Source organism: Huintestinicola butyrica, assembly GCF_025567215.1.
Lineage (GTDB): Bacteria > Bacillota > Clostridia > Oscillospirales > Ruminococcaceae > Huintestinicola > Huintestinicola butyrica.
This window is the reverse complement of sequence record NZ_JAOQKB010000003.1, coordinates 79,623-99,641: the sequence shown is the minus strand read 5'-3', so window position 1 is coordinate 99,641 and position 20,019 is coordinate 79,623. Positions and strand designations below refer to the sequence as shown.

Below are 20,019 nucleotides of genomic sequence, written 5' to 3'. Positions count from 1 at the left end.
CGCCTCCTAAAGTATGTGATCACTGTGCCGCCAGCCGCCTGAGAGCTTCCATTATGGGAGCCTTCTCCGTGTCGGCTTTTGGTGCGCCCTGAATGACAGATATCCTGTCTGCGCCCTTATCGTAAGCCATAAGCCCCGACTGGGCGAATACGTCAAGGCAGATGAGAAATTTGCAGTAGTTCATATCTCCGCCAACCCTCTGGAACAGTCCGAAAGGAGAAATAGTGTCTTTCCCGAGAGCCTTATACACTGCCGCCAGGTCGGCTCTTTCGGGGGTTATGTGGGGAATGAGCCGCCTGTCGATACGCTCACCTCGCTTAAAGGCATAATATGCTTCCTCGGCTGCAATGAGCTTTGACTGATTTATGCCTTTTTTTCTTATATCGGCGATGCGCAGATTAACGCTTTTTCTGCCGCCGAAGGTGTTTATCTCGGGAGAAGCGATGACGTTCACCACATCTCCCTTTTTATATGAAAATTCAGCAGTTTTTGTGCCGAACATAAGCGCCGCAAATTTTGTGTTCCCGCCTGTGAGCGTGAGCTTGGTGTGCGCTCCGCCCGTAAGGGGGATAATGTCTGATATCACACAGTCGGAAATAAGGAAAACGGGACGGGGATTTGCTTCTCCGAAGGGTTCGAGGACGTTCAGTCCCTCGATGTTTTCAGCCGTAAGCTCACCGGGAGTTACCGCTCCGCAGACTGTCACCGCAGGTGAGAATGAAACGCCGTCGCAGGCAAGACCATGCGCAAATTCCTGCAGTTTTTCATCAAACAGCGGGATATTTTCCTCAGTCAGAGAAAAGCCGCCTGCGCCCGAATGTCCGCCGAATTTGGTAAGGGTATCTGCTGCAAAGCTCAGTGCCTTGAAGATGCTGAAGCCGCCGAATGAACGGGCGGAGCCACGCACCTCCGTGTCTCCCCTGTTGCGTGACATGAGAAAAACGGGTCTGCCGAATTTTTCCATGCACCGTGCCGCAACTATTCCCACAACGCCGTGGTGCCAGTCAACGCCGCTGAAAACAATCACACGCTTGTCCAGCACTGCGGGATTTTCCTTTATTTTTTCGTAGATATCCGCAAGAACTGCGTTTTCGTAATTTTTGCGCTCTGCATTAAGCTCGCATATCTTTTCCGCCAGAGCTTCCGCCTCATCGGGGTCTTCCTCCGTAAGCAGCGAGAGAGCGTCCGATGGAGAGCCTATCCTGCCTGCCGCATTTATTCTTGGGGCAAGCCCGAAGGCTGCCGATGCGGAGGTGTAGGGGGCTTTCAGCCCTGCTTTGCCGATAAGGGCACGAAGCCCCATATTTTCGGTGTTTTCAAGGTAATGGAGACCGTCCCGCACAAGCGCCCTGTTCTCGCCCGTGAGAGGAACAACATCGGCGACCGTGGCAACGGCGGCAAGGTCGGAAAACTGCTCAACAGCGCAGTCCATATCGCCGCCCTCCATGGCTGCAATGAGCTTCAGTGCAAGACCGCAGCCGCAAAGGTCCTTATATATCGAGGGGCAGTCGGCTCTGTGGGGGTCAACCACTGCAAGAGCATCGGGCAAATTCTCCCCGGGCTGATGGTGGTCGGTTATAACAAGGGCTATGCCAAGCTCCTTGCAAAGCTCCGCTTCGGCAACGGCGGCAATGCCGTTATCCACGGTGACGATAAGCCCCACGCCCTGCTCTGCCAGCTTCCTGACAGCTCCGCTGTTCATTCCGTAGCCCTCTTCACGCTCGTTGATGTAGGTCATCACGTTTCCGCCGATATCGGTAAGATAGCCTGACAATACAGCTGTGGCGGTAACGCCGTCGCAGTCGTAATCGCCGTATATGCAGATGAGCGTGCCGTTCTCCACCGCTTCGGAAACAGCGTCGCAGGCCTTGTCCATATCACGGATAAGGAACGGGTCGGAATACTGCTCATCATCATTCTGACCGAAGAAATCGGCAGCTTTTTCTATTGTATCAATGCCTCTTGAAGCAAGGGCTTTGGCGGCGAGAACGGACAGCCCTCCCTGTCGGGAAAGAATATCCGCAGCCGCAGGGTCGGGTGTGCCGATCTGCCATTTTTTTATCAAATAAATACCATCTTTCGTTGTAATACTGATCTGTATCACCGGATACGAGTACCTATAGCTACTCACAATATATTATAGCATTTTATGAAATAATAATCAAGAACATATTATGAACACGAAAACTGACTCTGCACGCAAAAAACCTCTCCGTTTCATGCCGAAAAGGAGAGGTTCCCTTATATTATTTGGTTTTCTTTGCCTGTTCCCCTGCTTCATAGAATGTTTCAACAGCAGTCTGCATTATCTCAACAGGTCTGTCAGTCTTGGTAAGCTTTATAGCAATGTACGGCTTATCCGCAGAGCCGTTTACCGATACTCTGCCGCCAAATGCCTTTACAAGCGCCTGAACCTGCTCCATGCCCGCTGTCTTTACATATATGAGCAGTGCATTGCTGCGCTGGGTTATCTCGGTTATTCCCGCCTTGCCTGCCATATTCCTTGTAAGTGCAACGGTGACAAGTCCCTGTATTGCTTTCGGAGGATCGCCGTAGCGGTCGATGAACTCGTCCAGCAGGTCGATGCTCTCTTCCTTGGTGGAAACTGCTGCGATCTTGCGGTAAGCGTCCAGTCTGCCTGCAAGGCTCTCGATATAGTCGTCGGGGATATGCGCCTCGATCTGCAGGTCGATAAGGCATTCCTCGGGAGTGCGGGGAGGTGTCTGTCCCGTTTCCTCGGCGATAGCTTCGTTCAGCAGCTGCAGATACATATCGTATCCTACTGCCTCCATATGACCGTGCTGGCGACCGCCCAGAATTGAGCCTGCGCCTCTTATTTCCAAGTCACGCATTGCCACACGGAAGCCGCTGCCGAACTGGGTGAACTCCCTTATTGCGTCAAGGCGCTTGGAGGCTATTTCGGTAAGCACTTTGCCACGCCTGAAAGTGAAATACGCAAAGGCACGCCTGTTGGAACGTCCCACACGGCCTCTCAGCTGATAGAGCTGGGAAAGTCCCAGATTGTCTGCGTCCTCGATGATAAGTGTGTTTACGTTAGGCACGTCAACGCCTGTTTCGATGATGGTGGTGCAGACAAGTATGTCTATCTCGTGGTCAACCAGCTCCGTCCAGATATCCGAGAGACGTTCCTCGGAAAGCTGACCGTGAGCCACGGCGATACGTGCGTCGGGGATAAGCTCGGCTATTTTTGCGGCGCACAGGTCGATGGTCTCCACACGGTTATGGATATAATAAACCTGACCGCCACGCCTCAGCTCCTTGTTTATCGCCTGGATTATAACGCCCATATTGTGCTCGATAACATAGGTCTGCACGGGATATCTGTCAACGGGCGGCTCTTCTATGACGCTCATATCTCTTATGCCGCTCATTGCCATGTTGAGGGTTCGTGGGATAGGTGTTGCGGAAAGGGTCAACACGTCAACGCCCGTAAACGCTTCCTTGAAGCGCTCCTTGTGGGCAACGCCGAAACGCTGTTCCTCGTCGATTATGGCAAGACCCAGATCCTTGAACTTAACGTCATTCTGCACAAGGCGGTGAGTGCCTATGACCATATCCACAGTGCCCAGAGCCACCTGTTTGAGTATCTCTTCCTGCTGCTTTTTGGTGCGGAAGCGGGACAAAAGCTCTATTTTAAACGGGAAATGCTCAAATCTTTTCAGTGCGCTCTGGTAATGCTGCCATGCAAGGACGGTTGTGGGCACAAGCACTGCGCACTGCTTGCCGTCCAGCATACATTTGAATGCGGCACGGAAAGCCACCTCTGTTTTTCCGAAGCCCACGTCTCCGCAGAGAAGTCTGTCCATGGGGGTGGGCTTCATCATATCCTGCTTTATCTCTTCTATGCAGCGGAGCTGGTCATCTGTCTCGGTATAGTCAAAGCGGGCTTCAAAGTCGTTCTGCCAGTCGTTGTCCTCAGAGAATGCAAAGCCCTTTGTTTTGCTGCGCTTTGCGTAGAGGGCAATAAGCTCGTCCGCCATATCCTTGACGGCTTTCTTTACACGGGAACGTGTTTTCTGCCACTCGTTGGAGGAAAGCTTGTTGAGCTTTACGCCCGTATCGTCACGGGGACCGATATATCTTGAAATAAGATCCATCTGGGTAACGGGCACATAAAGCACGTCCGTACCTGCGTATTTTATGGTGATATAGTCCTTGGTGATGCCCTCCAGCTCCAGCTTGCGAATGCCCTCGAATCTGCCTATTCCGTGGAGAGCGTGAACTACCAGATTGCCCGGGGCGATATCTGCCAGGGACTTTATTTCCTCGCCCTTTTTCTTCTTTTTGAGCTTCCTCTTGGAGCTCATTGCCTTTGCCTGAGTGATAAGGGCGGTCTTGATGTCGGGATAATCATAGCCCGATGACAGGCAGCCTGTGGTGATGAGAACTCTGCCCTTGGTAAGGGTGGTCTCCTCTGTCATTATGTCGCATGGAATGCCGTCATTTCTCAGATCCTCGGCGATTATGGGCAGAGTTTTTTCAGAGCCTGCCAGCACGATGACGGAGTAGTTGCGGTCGATGAACGAACGCAGATCCTCCGAAAGCTGACGTATCTCGCCGCCCCACGGAGCGGTCTGATAGGCGGTCATTGTCCAGAGCTTTTTGCAGCGGATATCGTTTGTGCGCAGGAACGTATCCATAAGCACGCAGGGGAATTTCACAGCTGTTTCGGAAATGCTCTCAAACTCGGCTATATAGCCGTCCAGACCTCTGCAAAGCTCGCCCTCTTCAAGGAGTATCTTCATGTCCTCATTGAACTGGGACTGTATTGCTTTTGCCTTTTCGCAGCAGCTGTGGAACTCACAGAAAAGCACAGGGCTGTCGGGCTTCAGGTAATCGAAGATAAGTGCGGGCTTGTCATATGCCAGCGGCAGATACTTGTCGATATTTGCAAGGCTTACGCCGTTTGAAACATTGTCTGCGTCCTTGGCAAGGTTTGAGCGCACAAGCTCGGTGCGCTTTCCTCTTACTCCTGCGGAGAGGGCGTTTATCTTCTGTACAAGTGCGTCTGCGCTGTTAAAAAGCACCTCGCCTGCGGGGGGGATAATAAGCTCGTCTATCTGCTCGGTGCGGCGCTGGGTCTCGGGGTCAAAATATGCAAAGGAATCTATCTCATCGTCCCACAGCTCCATACGGACGGGCATTTTCTCCTGCACGGGGAAGATATCCGCAATGGAACCTCTCACGGAAAACTGGGAGGGGCTTTCCACCTTGTCGCAGCGGGTGTAGCCTGCGGCGATAAGGCGGCTTATGAGGTCGGGGAGCTGCACGGAAGTGTCCCTTGACAGCTTGATTGTGCGGTCAGCCAGCACATCGGGAGGGATAGTGCGCTGCATTACCGCCTCCGCCGAAGCACAGACTATTTTGCAGCTGCCGTCTATGAGCCTCGCCAGCACGCACAGGCGCTGGTATTCATATTCCTTTGAAACGCTTTCCACCCTTGCCAGAGTGATGTCCTTTGCGGGATAGATATATGCGGCTGTTTCATTTTCATTCTGGGAAACGGCATACATTTCGTTTATATCATCGCAAATACGTTTAGCCCCTGCCTCGTCATCGGTGATGATAAGGAGAGGGGCGCTTTCTTCCGAAAGGGTGCTTATTATAAGTGCCAGCTGAGCCTTGTGTATGGACGAAAGTCCAGACACAGCCAGTGGGTAATATCCTCGTTTTAATGTGTCGCAGATGTCCTTTATGTCCGACTGAGACATAAGCACGCTCTGCATTTTACCGAAAAGTGAGTTGTTCATTTTCCGCCTGTCTTTCTTATCAGTTGAAAAGGTTCATTGCCTTGTCGGTCTCGCCCTTGACCATAAGCTCTATGGCTTCACAGGCGTGCTCGGTGGATTCGTGCATCTTGGGGATATCCTCCGAGGGAAAATTGCCCAGCACCCAGTTTGCCAGGTCATAGTCCTTGGAGGGCTTTGCGCCTACGCCTATCTTTATGCGTGGGAAATCCTGAGAGCCTGTAAGATATATGATGGACTTTATGCCGTTATGGCCGCCGTCGCTTCCCTTTCGGCGAATGCGCAGCTTGCCCGGTTCAAGGCTTATATCGTCATAACATACTATCACATTTTCGATGGGTATCTTGTAGAAATTCATCGCCTCCACCACAGCTTCTCCGCTGTTGTTCATAAATGTGGAGGGCTTCATTACCAGACATCGCTTGCCTGCAATGACAACATCGCCTGTAAGGGACTTGAATTTCAGCTTCTTTATGTCAAATTTATATTTTGCCGCCAGGGTATCGACAGTCATAAAGCCTGCGTTGTGGCGGGTGTTTTCATATTGTGCCCCTGGGTTTCCCAGACCTACAATGATATATTCCACGGGACCTGTCGGCTTGGGGACTTTGTTTTTGTTGAGCTGCTCGAATACATCAAAAATACTCATTTTATTTCCTTCCGTTTACACAAGCTCGGTAACTCATATTTATAAATACCTTTAGGCGGCATTAACGATGTTAGTGCCGCCTATGTATCTTTTATTTATTTGGTTTGATATACGATATCAGTTATTGAAAAGAGGGGAAATGGGTCTGTCTGCGTAAATTCTCTCGATAGCCTGAGCAAATACAGGAGCAACGGGGAGAACAGTGATCTTGTCGATGTGCTTCTCGGGAGGGAGTGCGATAGTATCAAGGATAACAACTTCCTTGATAACGCTTGCCTGGATCCTCTCAATAGCAGGGCCTGAAAGAACGCCGTGAGTTGCACAAGCGGTAACGGATCTTGCGCCGCCCTTTTCCATGATAGCCTTTGCAGCGTTGCAGAGGGTACCTGCGGTGTCGATCATATCGTCAACGAGGATAACGTCCTTATCCTTAACGTCGCCGATGATGTTCATAACTTCGCATACGTTTGCCTTCTGACGTCTCTTATCAACGATAGCAAGAGGAGCGTCAAACTTAGCGGCAAAGTTTCTTGCTCTGGTTACGGAGCCAAGGTCGGGAGATACGATGATGGTATTGTCCTTGATGTCCTTGAACTTCTCAACGAAGTAGGGAACCAGAATGGGCACACCGAGGAGATGGTCAACGGGAATGTTGAAGAAGCCCTGGATCTGTGCGCAGTGGAGATCCATTGTGAGGATACGGTCAGCGCCCGCAACGGTAAGCAGGTCTGCCATAAGCTTTGCAGAGATGGGATCTCTTGCCTTAGCCTTTCTGTCCTGACGTGCATATCCCATGTAGGGGATAACTGCTGTGATACGGCCTGCGGAAGCTCTCTTAAATGCGTCGATCATAATGAGAAGCTCCATCACGTGGTCGTTTACAGGGGTGCTGGTGGACTGAACAACGAATACGTCGGAACCTCTAACGCTTTCCTTAATGGAAACGCTTACCTCTCCGTCGGAAAAGGTAACGACCTCGGACTGACCGAGGGGAAGTCCCAGCGCCTTTGCGATGTCGGCAGCTACCTGGGGATTGGAGTTTGCAGTGAAGATTTTGATATCCTTACCGTGAAGATTCATTTTTCTTCTCCTTTTCTATAAATAAATTCCAAAAATATGGGGCTGTTTTATGCGCTGCTCACAATCAGCGCCTGTGCCTTTGAGGTATTATTTGCTGTGGTTCTTTTCTATCCTGCCCTTGAGCTTTCTGAGACCGAAGCCCTCTATTATCTTGGCTGTTCCTCTCTCAACTGCGAGAGAGCCGTCGGGAACGTCCTTTGTAATAGTGGAGCCTGCGCCTGTATATGCGCCCTTGCCGATCTTTACGGGAGCCACAAGGTTAGTGTTGCAGCCGATGAAAGCATCGTCGCCGATAGTGGTGCGGAACTTCTTTTCGCCGTCGTAGTTTACGGTAACTACGCCGCAGCCAAAGTTTACGCCGCTTCCCACGTCGGAATCGCCAACGTAGGTAAGATGTGCAACAGCGGTGTTTTCACCGATAACGGAATTTTTGATCTCAACGAAATCGCCGATCTTAACGCCCTTGCAGATCTTGCTTCCGGGACGTATCTGAACGAAAGGACCTACCTTTGCACTGTCCTCGATCTCGCTGTCGAATGCCTGAACGGAGTTAAGGGTAACACCGTCGCCAACTGTGCAGTTTTCAATGATGCAGTTGGGGCCTATTTTGCAGTTTTCGCCGATAACGGTGTTTCCTTTGAGGATAACTCCCTGCATGATAGTCGTACCCTTGCCGACCTTTACGTCCCTGCCGATAGTAACGCCGTCGGTGCAGGTAAATTCGACACCCTCGTCCATCAACCTTTCTATTATAGCAAATCTTGCGGTATTATTCAATAACAAAAGACCTTTTCTGTCATTTGCACCTAAAACCGCATCGGAATTTGAAGAAATATAGGCATCTGCACGAAATTTTGCGCTGATAAGGATATAAACCGAGTCGGTAAGATAATATTCTCCTTGAGAATTGTTGGGCTTTATCTCACCAAGGGCATAGATGAGCTTTTCAACTCCGAACCAATATGCGCCTGAGTTTATTTCCTTTATCTTCTTCTGTTCGGGAGTGGCATCCTTTTCTTCCACGATGCCGTAAATGCCGTCATCATGGCGGAGTATCCTGCCGTATCCGTAAGGGTTATCAAGCTCGGCGGTTATAACTGTAACGGCGTTGTTTTTCTCCTCATGAAGAGAAAGTGCTCCAAGTATAGTATCCTTGTCGATAAATGGAGCGTCTCCGTTAAGGATAAGCACGTTGCCGTCAGCACGCTCCTTGAGCCAGTCTATGGTCATCATCACCGCATGGCCCGTGCCCATTCTCTGGGGCTGGAAAACGGTGTGATACTTGCCGTCCAGGTGCTTTTCGATGACCTCGTGGTTGAAGCCTGTTACCACGCAGATATCTGTTATGCCTGCGTCCTCACAGGCTCTTATCGCCCAGTCCAGCATGGGGAGACCCAGAACCTCAAACATGGGCTTGGGGAGATCTGACTTCATTCTCTTGCCCTGTCCTCCTGCGAGGATAACGGCGCAGTTTTTAGAATTATTACTCATAGTATAAATTCTCCTGATTATAAAGAACTGTAAATTGCACTTGCTTTGTTATAATATACTTTATGTATTATAAAACTTTGATTATACATCAAGTATCTTAAATTACTGCTTCTGCCATCGGTAAATAAATACTTAAAGTATATTGTGCAAAATCAATATACAGGCTGTAAAAATATGGCGTTCTGCCAATATGCCTTTCAAATATTATTATGCCACAGTTTGATGGATATTTCAAGTGCATTTTACTTTAATTGTTCTTTATTATAGAAAATCACAATCTTTTGGTCAAAATAGCCAAAGATACGGGCTCAATTTTTCTGCTATTGAACAGTAGAAAAATACATATATTTCTGTTATAATATAGTTATGTTCATGGCAGCACAACAATGCACTGTTATATATGTGGGAAAAAGATGTAAATTGTTGCAATTCTCAAATTGCGGCCGTGAAAAAAATCTATATTTATATGGAGGTAAAATCCAATGGCAAAAAAATGGGTCTATACTTTTAAAGAAGGTAATATGACTATGCGTAACCTTCTCGGCGGTAAGGGCGCTAACCTTGCTGAAATGACCGAGATAGGTCTTCCTGTTCCTCAGGGCTTTACTATCACCACCGAGGCCTGCACTCAGTACTATGAGGACGGCAGAAAGATCAACGACGAGATCATGGCTCAGGCTATGGAAGGCGTTGCTTGGATGGAAAAGGAAAACGGCAAGAAGTTCGGCGATCTTAAGAATCCCCTTCTCGTTTCCGTTCGTTCCGGCGCAAGAGCTTCCATGCCTGGTATGATGGATACAATCCTCAACCTCGGTCTTAACGACGACGTTGTTGCTGCTATGATCGCAGGCAACTCCGATCCTAAGTTCGAGAGATTCGTTTACGACTCTTACAGAAGATTTATCCAGATGTTCTCCGACGTTGTTATGGAAGTCGGCAAGAAGTACTTTGAGCAGCTCATCGACAAGATGAAGGAAGAAAAGGGCGTACATTACGATGTAGAGCTCACCGCTGCTGACCTCAAGACACTTGCTGAGCAGTTTAAGGCAGAGTACAAGAAGCAGCTCGGTTCTGACTTCCCCTCCGATCCTGTTGAGCAGCTCAAGCTCGCTATCGAGGCTGTATTCCGTTCTTGGGACAACCCTCGTGCAAATGTTTACCGTCGTGACAACGATATCCCTTATTCCTGGGGTACTGCAGTTAACGTAATGCCCATGGTATTCGGTAACCTGAACGACAACTCCGGTACAGGCGTTGCCTTCACAAGAGATCCTGCTACAGGTGAGAAGAAGCTCATGGGTGAGTTCCTCACTAACGCACAGGGCGAGGACGTTGTTGCAGGCGTTCGTACTCCTATGCCTATTGCTCAGATGGCAGAGAAGTTCCCCGAAGCTTATGCTGATTTCATCAAGGTTTGCGATATCCTCGAGAACCACTATCACGATATGCAGGACATGGAGTTCACCGTTGAGAACGGCAAGCTCTTCATGCTCCAGTGCCGTAACGGTAAGAGAACCGCTCAGGCTGCTCTGAAGATCGCTTGCGACCTCGTTGACGAAGGCCACAAGACCGAGCAGGAAGCTGTTCTTATGATCGACCCCAGAAACCTCGATACTCTTCTTCACCCTCAGTTCGATGCTAAGGCTCTGAAGGCTGCTACTCCTCTTGGAAAGGGCCTCGGCGCTTCTCCCGGAGCTGCTTGCGGTAAGGTCGTATTCACTGCTGATGATGCAGAGGCTTGGAACGCTAAGGGCGAAAAGGTAGTTCTCGTTCGTCTTGAGACTTCTCCCGAAGATATCACCGGTATGAAGGCTTCCCAGGGTATCCTCACAGTTCGTGGCGGTATGACCTCTCACGCTGCCGTTGTTGCACGTGGTATGGGTACCTGCTGCGTATCCGGCTGCGGCGATATCAAGATGGATGAAGAGAACAAGAAGTTCGAGCTCGGCGGAAAGACCTTCCACGAGGGCGACTACATCTCCATCGACGGTACAACCGGTAACATCTACGGCGAGATCATTCCTACCGTTGATGCTCAGATCGCCGGTGAGTTCGGCCGTGTAATGGCTTGGGCTGACAAGTACAGAAGACTTAAGGTTAGAACCAATGCTGATACTCCTGCTGACGCTAAGAAGGCAAGAGAGCTCGGCGCTGAAGGTATCGGTCTTTGCCGTACAGAGCACATGTTCTTTGAGGCTGACAGAATCGCAGCATTCAGAGAGATGATCTGCTCCGATACAGTTGAAGAGAGAGAAGCAGCTCTTGCTAAGATCGAACCCATGCAGCAGGGCGATTTCGAGGCTCTCTACGAGGCACTCGAGGGCAACCCTGTTACTATCAGATTCCTCGATCCTCCTCTTCACGAATTCGTTCCTACTGAGGAAGCTGACATTGAGGCTCTTGCAAAGGCTCAGGGCAAGTCCGTTGAGACTATCAAGAACATCATTGCTTCTCTCCACGAGTTCAACCCCATGATGGGCCACAGAGGCTGCCGTCTTGCTGTAACATATCCTGAGATCGCTAAGATGCAGACTGAAGCTGTTATCAAGGCTGCTATCAATGTTAAGGCAAAGCACCCCGACTGGACTATCGTTCCTGAGATCATGATCCCCCTCGTTGGTGAGGATAAGGAGCTCAAGTTCGTTAAGAACATCGTTGTAAAGACTGCTGATGAGATCATCGCAGCAGCAGGTTCCGATCTCAAGTACGAGGTTGGTACTATGATCGAGATTCCTCGTGCAGCTCTCACAGCTGACGATATCGCTAAGGACGCTGACTTCTTCTGCTTCGGTACTAACGACCTTACTCAGATGACATTCGGCTTCTCCAGAGACGATGCTGGTAAGTTCCTCAACGCTTACTATGACACCAAGATCTTCGAGAACGATCCTTTTGCAAAGCTCGACCAGGTTGGCGTTGGCAAGCTCATGAAGATGGCTATCCAGCTCGGCAAGCCTGTTAACCCCAAGCTCCACATCGGTATCTGCGGCGAGCACGGCGGCGATCCTACATCTGTTGAGTTCTGCCACGAAATTGGCCTCGACTATGTATCTTGCTCACCTTTCCGTGTGCCTATCGCAAGACTGGCTGCTGCTCAGGCTGCAATCAAGGAAGCTCAGAAGTAATTCTGACTTCTCAATAAACAAATTTCACCCCGTATCATTTGATACGGGGTGTTTTTTGTGGGGGATCGGTTTGTGCATTGTAATGCTTTTATGCAAAAAAGCCGCCTTGCATTTGCAAGACGGCTTTTGCTTATACTAAGCACCAATTAAAAACTATACAAAAAATTGAGCATAATCTTGCGTATATGGATTATGCGATGATTTTTTGTCTATAGTTTTATTGGTGATTAGTATTATACTATGCTCATGAACCACTTTACGGTCTCGGGATCATGGTGGGAGAAGAACAGGCTCTTTCAGCTCATCTGCCGACCGCAGAAAAGGGAATTATTGCCTGCGTAAAAGAAATGATGAAATAAAAATTTAATAAAAATCCGGCTTTACTTTTTAAATGCCCTGTGCTATAATGGACGAAAAATGTTTCGGAGGAATATATGGGAAAGAATATCCTTGTTGTGCGGGGCGGCGGCCGACCCGGAGGAAACACCGCTCAGCTGGCGGAAAGCTTTGCAAAGGGCATATGAGTTCGGAAAAATATTTACGGCACTTGTGACGGTCAATAAATGAAAGAGGGATAATATGTATCTGCTTCTGCTGGCGGTGATATACATCGCATTTATAAGTCTGGGTCTCCCCGACTCTCTGCTGGGTTCTGCGTGGCCCACTATTCATGCCGAGTATGGCATACCATTGTCATACATGGGCTTTGTTTCCATGATAATCTCAGGCGGAACTATCATTTCTGGGCTTATGTCCGAAAGACTGACCAAAAAGCTTGGCACAAGGGCGGTGACGACTATAAGCGTGTTCCTCACCGCTGCGGCTATGTTCGGCTTTTCCACATCAACGGAGTTTTATCAGCTTTGCCTGTGGGGTATCCCCTACGGATTGGGCGCAGGTGCTATTGATGCGGCGCTGAACAATTATGTGGCGCTTCACTACAATTCCCGCCACATGAGCTGGCTCCACTGCTTCTGGGGCGTGGGAACTATCGTCAGCCCCTATATAATGAGCTATGCTTTGACCCATTCCGGCTGGACAAACGGCTACCGCACGGTATCGTATATCCAGTTCGGCATCACGCTGATACTGGTGCTGGCGTGGCCCTTATGGAAGATAAACAAGACTGCTTCCGAGGCTGAAGGCTCCGCAAAGCCGCTGGGCATAAAGGGTGCGTTCAAAATAAAGGGAGTTCCCTATCTGCTGATAGGCTTTATGTCATATTGTGCGGCGGAAGCCACCACGATGCTCTGGGCGAGCAGCTATCTTGAGGGCGCAAGAGGCGTTTCAAAGGACGAGGCTGCCGCATTCGGCTCGCTTTTCTTTATTGGCATAACCGCAGGAAGATTTCTTTCGGGCTTTATTTCCGACAAGCTCGGGGACAATAAAATGATAAGGCTGGGAACTTCCCTGGCGCTGGTGGGTGCGGCACTTATCGCAATTCCTGTGAGCATTGTCGCCGAGATCGGCTTTGTGGTCATAGGTCTTGGCTGTGCGCCTGTATATCCCTGCATTATCCACTCCACGCCAAATAATTTCGGTGCAGAAAATTCCCAGGGCATAATCGGTATCCAGATGGCAAGCGCATATGTGGGCTCCACCTTTATGCCTCCCCTTTTCGGACTCCTGGCAAACCATATCAGCCTGAAGATAATGCCTGTATATATCGCTTTCTTCTTTATACTTTTGCTCATAATGATATCAAAGACGGAAAAGGAATGTGGAAATGGACGCAAACGCACTGCACAATGAAATAATGCGCATTATCATAGGCGGAAAGGCGTTTGAAGATCAGCCTTTCAGGTTCATGCGCTTAGGCGGCGGATATAAGATCTGCTCATTAAATGACGGCAGAGCATTGACCCTTTCTGAAGGCTCCGCAGGGCTTGAAAGCTTTTCGGAAAGCGAAAATCAGATATGGGAAATAGTCCCCTGCAATGGAAGACACCTTATGCTAAGGTGCGGAGCGGGAGTGCTTTCCGCAGGCGGAGATACGGCAGCAAAGCTTGTGTCCCCAAAGGGCTGGATACGCTTCAGTGAAGCATATCTCAATCACATGGGCTTTGAAAAGACAAAAGTGCCGAGAAAGCCCCTCAGGAATTATTTTGCCAATGTAAACATCGGGCTTAACAGATCGTCAAAAGAAATTTACAACGGATATGAGCTGCTCATAAATCAGAGCGGCGGAAATTTTCCAAAGCTGAAATTCTGTCGGGTAAAGATGTCGGGCGTGTGCTGCGAGGTCATGGCGGCTTACAATGCCCTGACCCTTGCAGGTGAAGAGCCTGACTTTTTCAAGCTTGCGGTCGAGTTTGAGATGAACGCAGCCGTAAGGATACTGGGGCTTGCGCCCAAAGGCACATGGGGCAGCGACCCGTACAAGGTGGGCAGCTGCCTTGAAGCATTTAATGTGCCCTTTGTAAAGATAGGTCCGAAGGAAAGCTTTGATGATGCGCTATCCAGCAGCAGGGCGGGGATAATATGCTACCGCTGGCCTGTTATGGGGCTGTATCTGGGGATACACACCTTTGCGGCGGTAAGCGAGGGCGGCAATATGCGGACATTCAACCGCTACGGGAATCATGCCCATTCCGTGCTGTACCCCTCAACGGAAGCTGCCCTTTGTGACGGAAAATTCAAAGACAGATTCATGGTGGGCTATGTTGTGTGATTGACATAATCTGCGGGCTGTGATAGAATAATAATACTATTAAATCAAATGAAGGGCATTGCTATGAACGAGCGTCTCGATTATCTGAGAGAAAAAACCTATCTGCTCACCACCGCCCCCGGGGTGTACCAGATGAAGGATAAAACAGGGCATATAATTTATATCGGCAAGGCGAAAAATCTGCGCAACCGTGTGTCATCATATTTTGCAAAGACACCCAACCACACGCCCAAGGTGGCAAAAATGGTGGAGAATGTCTATGACTATGACTTTATCGTGACCACCTCCGAGTATGAAGCACTGGTGCTGGAATGCTCAATGATAAAGCAGCATACCCCAAAGTACAATATCCTGCTGAAAGATGACAAGGGCTACAGCTATATCCGCATTTCCCCGCCCCCTTATTCACGCATTACGGCGGAGATGCAGAAGCCCAAAACAGGCGAGATAATGGGCCCCTACACCAGCTCCTTTGTGGCAAAGCAAGCGGCGGCAGAGGTCAGCCGTGTGTTCATGCTCCCCACCTGCAAAAGGCAGTTTCCCCGTGACATCGGCAAGGGTCGGCCTTGCCTTAATCATCACATCAAGCGGTGCATGGGCGTGTGCATGGGCAATATTTCCGAAGAGGAATATGCAAAGATAATCGACGAGGCTGTAGATTACATCAAAAACGGCTCGGAGGCTTCCGTGGAGCGCATGACCGCCCAGATGAACGAGGCGGCAGAGCGGCTTGATTTTGAGCTTGCCGCAAAGCTCCGTGACCGCATAAGCGCCGTTTCAAGAGCGGCGGACAGCCAGAACATCATTGCCGAAAAGCTCCCCGACACCGACGCCGTTGCCATTGCACGAAACAGCGGAGAAGCCTGCGCTGCGGTCATCATGTACCGGAACGGCAGGCTGTTTGACCGTGAAGAGGTGTTCCTGGGCGAAGAGGACAGCGAGACTGTTATGATGGAAGATTTCATCACCCAGTATTACGGCAGCGGACGGGAGATACCCCGAAATATCGTCCTTGGTACTGATGTTGAAAGCCCCGAGGACGTGGAGAGATTTTTCAGGGAGCGTTCGGGTCATGCTGTTGATGTTATGAGCCCCCAGAGGGGACGATATATGCGCCTGGCGGAGATAGCAAAGTCCAATGCAGAGGAGTATCTTTCTATAAAGGTGGGCAGAACTGCCCGTGAGATATCCGCCCTTGAAGAGCTGGCAAGAATGCTGGGGCTTAAAAAGCCGCCCCTTTATATCGAGTCCTACGATATTTCCAACCTGGGGTCATCAGACATGGTTGCGGGCATGATAGTTTTCGAGAACGGCCGCCCCTGCAAGAAGATGTACAAGAAATTTTCCATCAAGGAAAATGTTATCCAGAACGACCTTGCCTGTATGCAGGAAGTCCTGCGCAGGCGCTTTAAGCATTACCTTGACCCCGAGGAAACGGACGAGGGCTTCAAGCGTCTCCCCGACCTTATCCTGCTGGACGGCGGCAAAAATCAGCTGGCTGCGGTCAATGAAGTGCTGTGGGAGCTGGATATAACCGTACCTGTTTTTGGCATGGTAAAGGACAATAACCACCGCACAAGAGCTATCACCAGCGACGGCGGTGAGATAGGCATTTCCGAAACAAAGTCCGCTTTCCTGCTGGTAACACGTATCCAGGACGAAGTTCACCGCTTTGCTATCACATATCAGCGGAATAAGCACAGAAAATCCACCTTTGAGCTTGGCATAACAAACGTCAAGGGTATTGGCGAGAAAAAGGCGATGAAGCTGCTGACCCACTTCAAGACTGTGGAAAATCTGAAAAAAGCCACCGTTGAGGAGATCGCTCAGGCAGGCGGCATAAGTCAAAGTGTAGCAAATGATGTGTATGAATTTGTGCAAAATTCTCTCTGAAAATTCATTTTATCTTATAGACAAAGCTTTTGTTTTGGGTTATAATAGAAATAGTATCGTGTAATCGTTTTGTAATTTTTGACAGTTCCGATGTATGCAAAAGGTGCTCATCGGGAAAGATTGGAGATAATATGCGGGTAATAACCGGTCTGGCAAGAGGAAGAAAGCTCGTTACCCTTGAGGGGGAGGACGTTCGCCCTACCACCGATATGGTGAAGGAAGCTATTTTTTCCGTAATTCAGTTTGATATAGAAGGCTCAGTGGTGCTGGATCTTTTCAGCGGCTCGGGTCAGCTTGGAATAGAAGCCCTTTCAAGAGGGGCAAAATACTGCCGATTTGTTGACAAAAGTCAGGCATCGGCGGAGATAACACGTCAGAATGTAACTGCCTGCGGCTTTGTCCGTGACAGCGCAGTTTCCGTTATGGACAGCATCGACTTTGTACGTGGCGTGAGAATGACCTTTGATATTGCATTTCTCGACCCTCCGTACAGGCACGGTCTTATCGGGCAGGCGCTCCCTCTTCTGGAAAGCAAAATGTCCGACAGGGGCATTGTTGTCTGCGAGCATGAAAAGGGTCTGGTGCTTCCCGACAATGTGGGTAAGCTTGAAAAGAAAAAGACCTACAGATACGGCAAGATAGAGGTAACTGTTTACCGTGTTCCCCTGCCTGTCGATAATGAAGAATGATATCCGAAAGGAATTGATACGGTTGAGAATAGCTGTATGCCCCGGAAGCTTTGACCCTGTTACTTTCGGTCACAGGGATATTATCCACAGGGCTTCCGTGCTTTTCGACAAGGTAATTGTCCTTGTGGCGATAAATAAGATGAAAACTCCCGTTTTTACTCCCGAAGAGAGAGTGGAAATGATAAAAAAGGTCACAGCGGATTTTGAAAATGTTGAAGTAGATGTCTGCTACGGCCTTATTTCCGATTATGTCCGTGAAGTGGGAGCGGTGGCTATAGTAAAGGGTCTCAGAGCCGTTACCGACTTTGAGTACGAGTTCCAGATGGCACTGGTCAACAGGAATATCTATGACGGTGCGGAAACTGTGTTCCTCACCACCAGCTCGGAAAATATGTACCTCAGCTCCAGCGTTGTAAAGCAGGTGGCTTATTACGGCGGCGACATCAGCCGATTTGTTCCAAGGTGCATACTCAAGGATATTGAAGCAAGACTTAAACCCGAACAGTAAGGAGAAGTAAAATGGCACTTTTTGAAGATTATCTTGACGCAATGGACGAGATCCTCGATAAAGCTCAGGCTATCCCTTTTTCCTCCAAGAAGAGCGTGGTCGATGTGGATCAGCTGAGAGAATGTATCGACCATATAAGAATGTACACCCCCGATGAGATAAAGAATGCCAAGAGCATTGTTCAGGACCGCAAGTCCCTTATGGACGATGCCAAGAAGCAGGCTGAGGAGATCATCACCCGTGCGGAGGCCCGTGCCAGCGCAATGGTGGAAAACAGCGAGATAACCAAGGCTGCTCAGGCAAAAGCTGCTGAGATAGAGAAGAACGCACTTATCAAGGCAAGAGCTGTAAAGAACGCTGCCGATGAGTATATCATCGACATTCTCACCAAGACAGAGGAAACTCTGGCAGAGAGCCTTACTTCCGTAAAGAGAACAAAAGGCTCTATCAAGATGCCCCGCACCTCAAATCCCAATATCCCTCAGCAGAACCCCAATATCCCAAATCAGCAGAGATAACATTAGCAAGCTTAAAATGATATGGACAGGCGTTATGCCTGTCCGATAAAATGTCTAAATGTGAATAAATAATTATGGGAGGACTATATCCATGAATGAAAACCTTTACAATGTCCACATGGGCAAGGCAAAGTGCGCCGTTGACCTGGGCGACGGCTCCGAAAGAGGCGAGTATGTAAACCAGGACTACATACTCCACAAGATGGGCAGACCTCACAGAAGCATCAGCCTGATGTACTGCTATTACCCCTTTGACAAGCAGTGGCCCGGAAGAATATCCGAGGTAATGAAGGATGCAAACGTTTCCTTCCAGTGGGACTACCCTTATGACGATTACTTCACCTACAAGGGCGGTATCGGCGGAACTACCGATGACGAGCCTTTCACCTGCATGAGAGATGTCCGCCGCCACGGTCAGGACGTTACCCTCACACTTACAGTTGACCCCCACTGCACCGATGAGCAGCTTATCGCCATTGCAAAGGATCTCCGTCCTTTCGGCAGAATGATGCTCAGAATCAACCACGAGGCTACAGGCAACTGGTTCAGCTTCACCAAGAGAGCTACCTACAAGGAGATCGGCGATTTCTTCGTTCGCTTCACCGATATTATCCACGAGTATGCACCCAATGTAAAGACTATCATCTGCATCGGCGGCATCGAGGACCTTAACAAGACCGAGATGGAAAAGGAAGAGGAGTTCAAGGCAACTATCCCCTCCGCAGATATCTGGTCTGTTGACAAGTACATGGCACTCCACTGGGGCTGGCCTTATGACGTTGCGGTAAAGGGCGGTTCCACCCACTCCAGAAGCAGCGTAAGAGAGACCTATGAAAAGACCAAGGCAAGCTTTGAGCGCTACAAGTTCCTTAACGGCGGCGAGGGCAAGCCCATGGTAATGAGCGAGTTCAACGCCGACGGCGATGTTACGGGCGCATACGATCAGGCAGCAATGGTAAAGGAATTCTGCGATATCCTGGTAAACGAAAAGGCTGACTGGTTCTCAGGCTTCACAATGTATCAGTTCAGAGACAGAGGCCGCCTGGGACTGGAGATCGAGGATCCCAACAATGCAGATGTGGGCATCGAGCAGCCGGTTCTCAAGACATACAAGGAGATAATCCACTCCCCTTGGTTCATGCCTGAGATAACCGAAACAAAGGCAGACGCTTCCGCACCCGTAAAGCTCAGATGGGGCGGCGCAGAGGACGCAGACGGCGTGGCAATTCCTCTCCATTTCGAGAAGAATCCTCAATTCTGCGAAGTTACCTTTGAGGACGACGGCAACTATATGATGGAGCTTAACGGCACATGGTTCTACAAGTCTCCCAAGGCAAAGACCATTGACCTTATGAGCGCATTCTTTGAGAAGCCTCTGGAGGGCGAGTGCGATATGACACTCAAGATATTTGCACCTCCCGCAAGCGGCGAGAACGATCCTTCTCAGGGCGATGACTGGGCAGAGAACTACTACTACACCATGGAGAAGCTCCCCACAGTACGTCTTGAATTCGAACCTGTTGTATCTGAAGTAAAGTAAAATGATAATGCCCCTGATGATATATCGTCAGGGGCGTTTTGTTTAAAATCTGCACAAATAAGAGCAAGGTAAAAAGTTTTGTTTAAA

The 20,019-nt window shown here is 49.5% G+C and carries 13 protein-coding genes; 8 read left to right on the top strand and 5 right to left on the bottom strand.

Going from position 1 to position 20,019, the window contains the following annotated elements:
* Positions 1–19 precede the first annotated feature (19 nt).
* The 5 genes from recJ to glmU form a co-directional block, all read right to left on the bottom strand.
* Positions 20–2,065 carry a single-stranded-DNA-specific exonuclease RecJ gene (gene recJ / locus OCV68_RS04545; RefSeq protein ID WP_262571071.1) on the bottom strand — a complete coding sequence of 682 codons (2,046 nt, stop codon included), beginning with the start codon at positions 2,063–2,065 and terminating at the stop codon, positions 20–22.
* A 181-nt stretch (positions 2,066–2,246) separates the two neighbouring features.
* Positions 2,247–5,771, bottom strand: coding sequence for a transcription-repair coupling factor (gene mfd, locus OCV68_RS04540; protein WP_262571069.1), 3,525 nt, complete (start codon positions 5,769–5,771; stop codon positions 2,247–2,249).
* 19 nt (positions 5,772–5,790) lie between these two features.
* On the bottom strand, positions 5,791–6,417 hold the full coding sequence (gene pth / locus OCV68_RS04535; protein WP_262571067.1) for an aminoacyl-tRNA hydrolase: 627 nt from the start codon (positions 6,415–6,417) through the stop codon (positions 5,791–5,793).
* Positions 6,418–6,534: 117 nt separating this feature from the next.
* A complete protein-coding gene (locus OCV68_RS04530) occupies positions 6,535–7,497 on the bottom strand; it encodes a ribose-phosphate diphosphokinase (RefSeq protein ID WP_022474247.1) in 963 nt (320 codons plus the stop codon).
* 87 nt (positions 7,498–7,584) lie between these two features.
* Positions 7,585–8,988, bottom strand: coding sequence for a bifunctional UDP-N-acetylglucosamine diphosphorylase/glucosamine-1-phosphate N-acetyltransferase GlmU (gene glmU / locus OCV68_RS04525; protein WP_262571065.1), 1,404 nt, complete (start codon positions 8,986–8,988; stop codon positions 7,585–7,587).
* A gap of 482 nt (positions 8,989–9,470) precedes the next feature.
* Here glmU and ppdK point away from each other — a divergent pair, with 482 nt between their 5' ends.
* The 8 genes from ppdK to OCV68_RS04485 all read left to right on the top strand — a co-directional run bounded on the left by ppdK (position 9,471) and on the right by OCV68_RS04485 (position 19,932).
* A complete protein-coding gene (gene ppdK, locus OCV68_RS04520) occupies positions 9,471–12,113 on the top strand; it encodes a pyruvate, phosphate dikinase (protein ID WP_147622916.1) in 2,643 nt (880 codons plus the stop codon).
* A 579-nt stretch (positions 12,114–12,692) separates the two neighbouring features.
* Positions 12,693–13,865 (top strand): MFS transporter, encoded by a 1,173-nt coding sequence (locus OCV68_RS04515; protein ID WP_262571062.1) that lies wholly within the window; start codon positions 12,693–12,695, stop codon positions 13,863–13,865.
* The gene (locus OCV68_RS04510; RefSeq protein WP_262571060.1) at positions 13,840–14,784 is read left to right on the top strand and encodes a hypothetical protein; all 945 of its coding nucleotides are present in this window, start codon (positions 13,840–13,842) and stop codon (positions 14,782–14,784) included. Before OCV68_RS04515 ends, OCV68_RS04510 begins: the two co-directional genes overlap by 26 nt.
* Positions 14,785–14,847: 63 nt before the next feature.
* A complete protein-coding gene (uvrC, locus tag OCV68_RS04505; protein WP_262571058.1) occupies positions 14,848–16,677 on the top strand; it encodes an excinuclease ABC subunit UvrC in 1,830 nt (609 codons plus the stop codon).
* Positions 16,678–16,808: 131 nt separating this feature from the next.
* Positions 16,809–17,366, top strand: coding sequence for a 16S rRNA (guanine(966)-N(2))-methyltransferase RsmD (gene rsmD, locus OCV68_RS04500; RefSeq protein ID WP_262571056.1), 558 nt, complete (start codon positions 16,809–16,811; stop codon positions 17,364–17,366).
* A gap of 22 nt (positions 17,367–17,388) precedes the next feature.
* The gene (gene coaD / locus OCV68_RS04495; protein WP_022474255.1) at positions 17,389–17,874 is read left to right on the top strand and encodes a pantetheine-phosphate adenylyltransferase; all 486 of its coding nucleotides are present in this window, start codon (positions 17,389–17,391) and stop codon (positions 17,872–17,874) included.
* Between the two features lie 11 nt (positions 17,875–17,885).
* The gene (locus OCV68_RS04490) at positions 17,886–18,392 is read left to right on the top strand and encodes an ATP synthase subunit B family protein (protein ID WP_022474256.1); all 507 of its coding nucleotides are present in this window, start codon (positions 17,886–17,888) and stop codon (positions 18,390–18,392) included.
* Between the two features lie 91 nt (positions 18,393–18,483).
* On the top strand, positions 18,484–19,932 hold the full coding sequence (locus OCV68_RS04485) for a glycoside hydrolase family 26 protein (protein WP_262571054.1): 1,449 nt from the start codon (positions 18,484–18,486) through the stop codon (positions 19,930–19,932).
* The last annotated feature ends 87 nt before the right edge of the window (positions 19,933–20,019 follow it).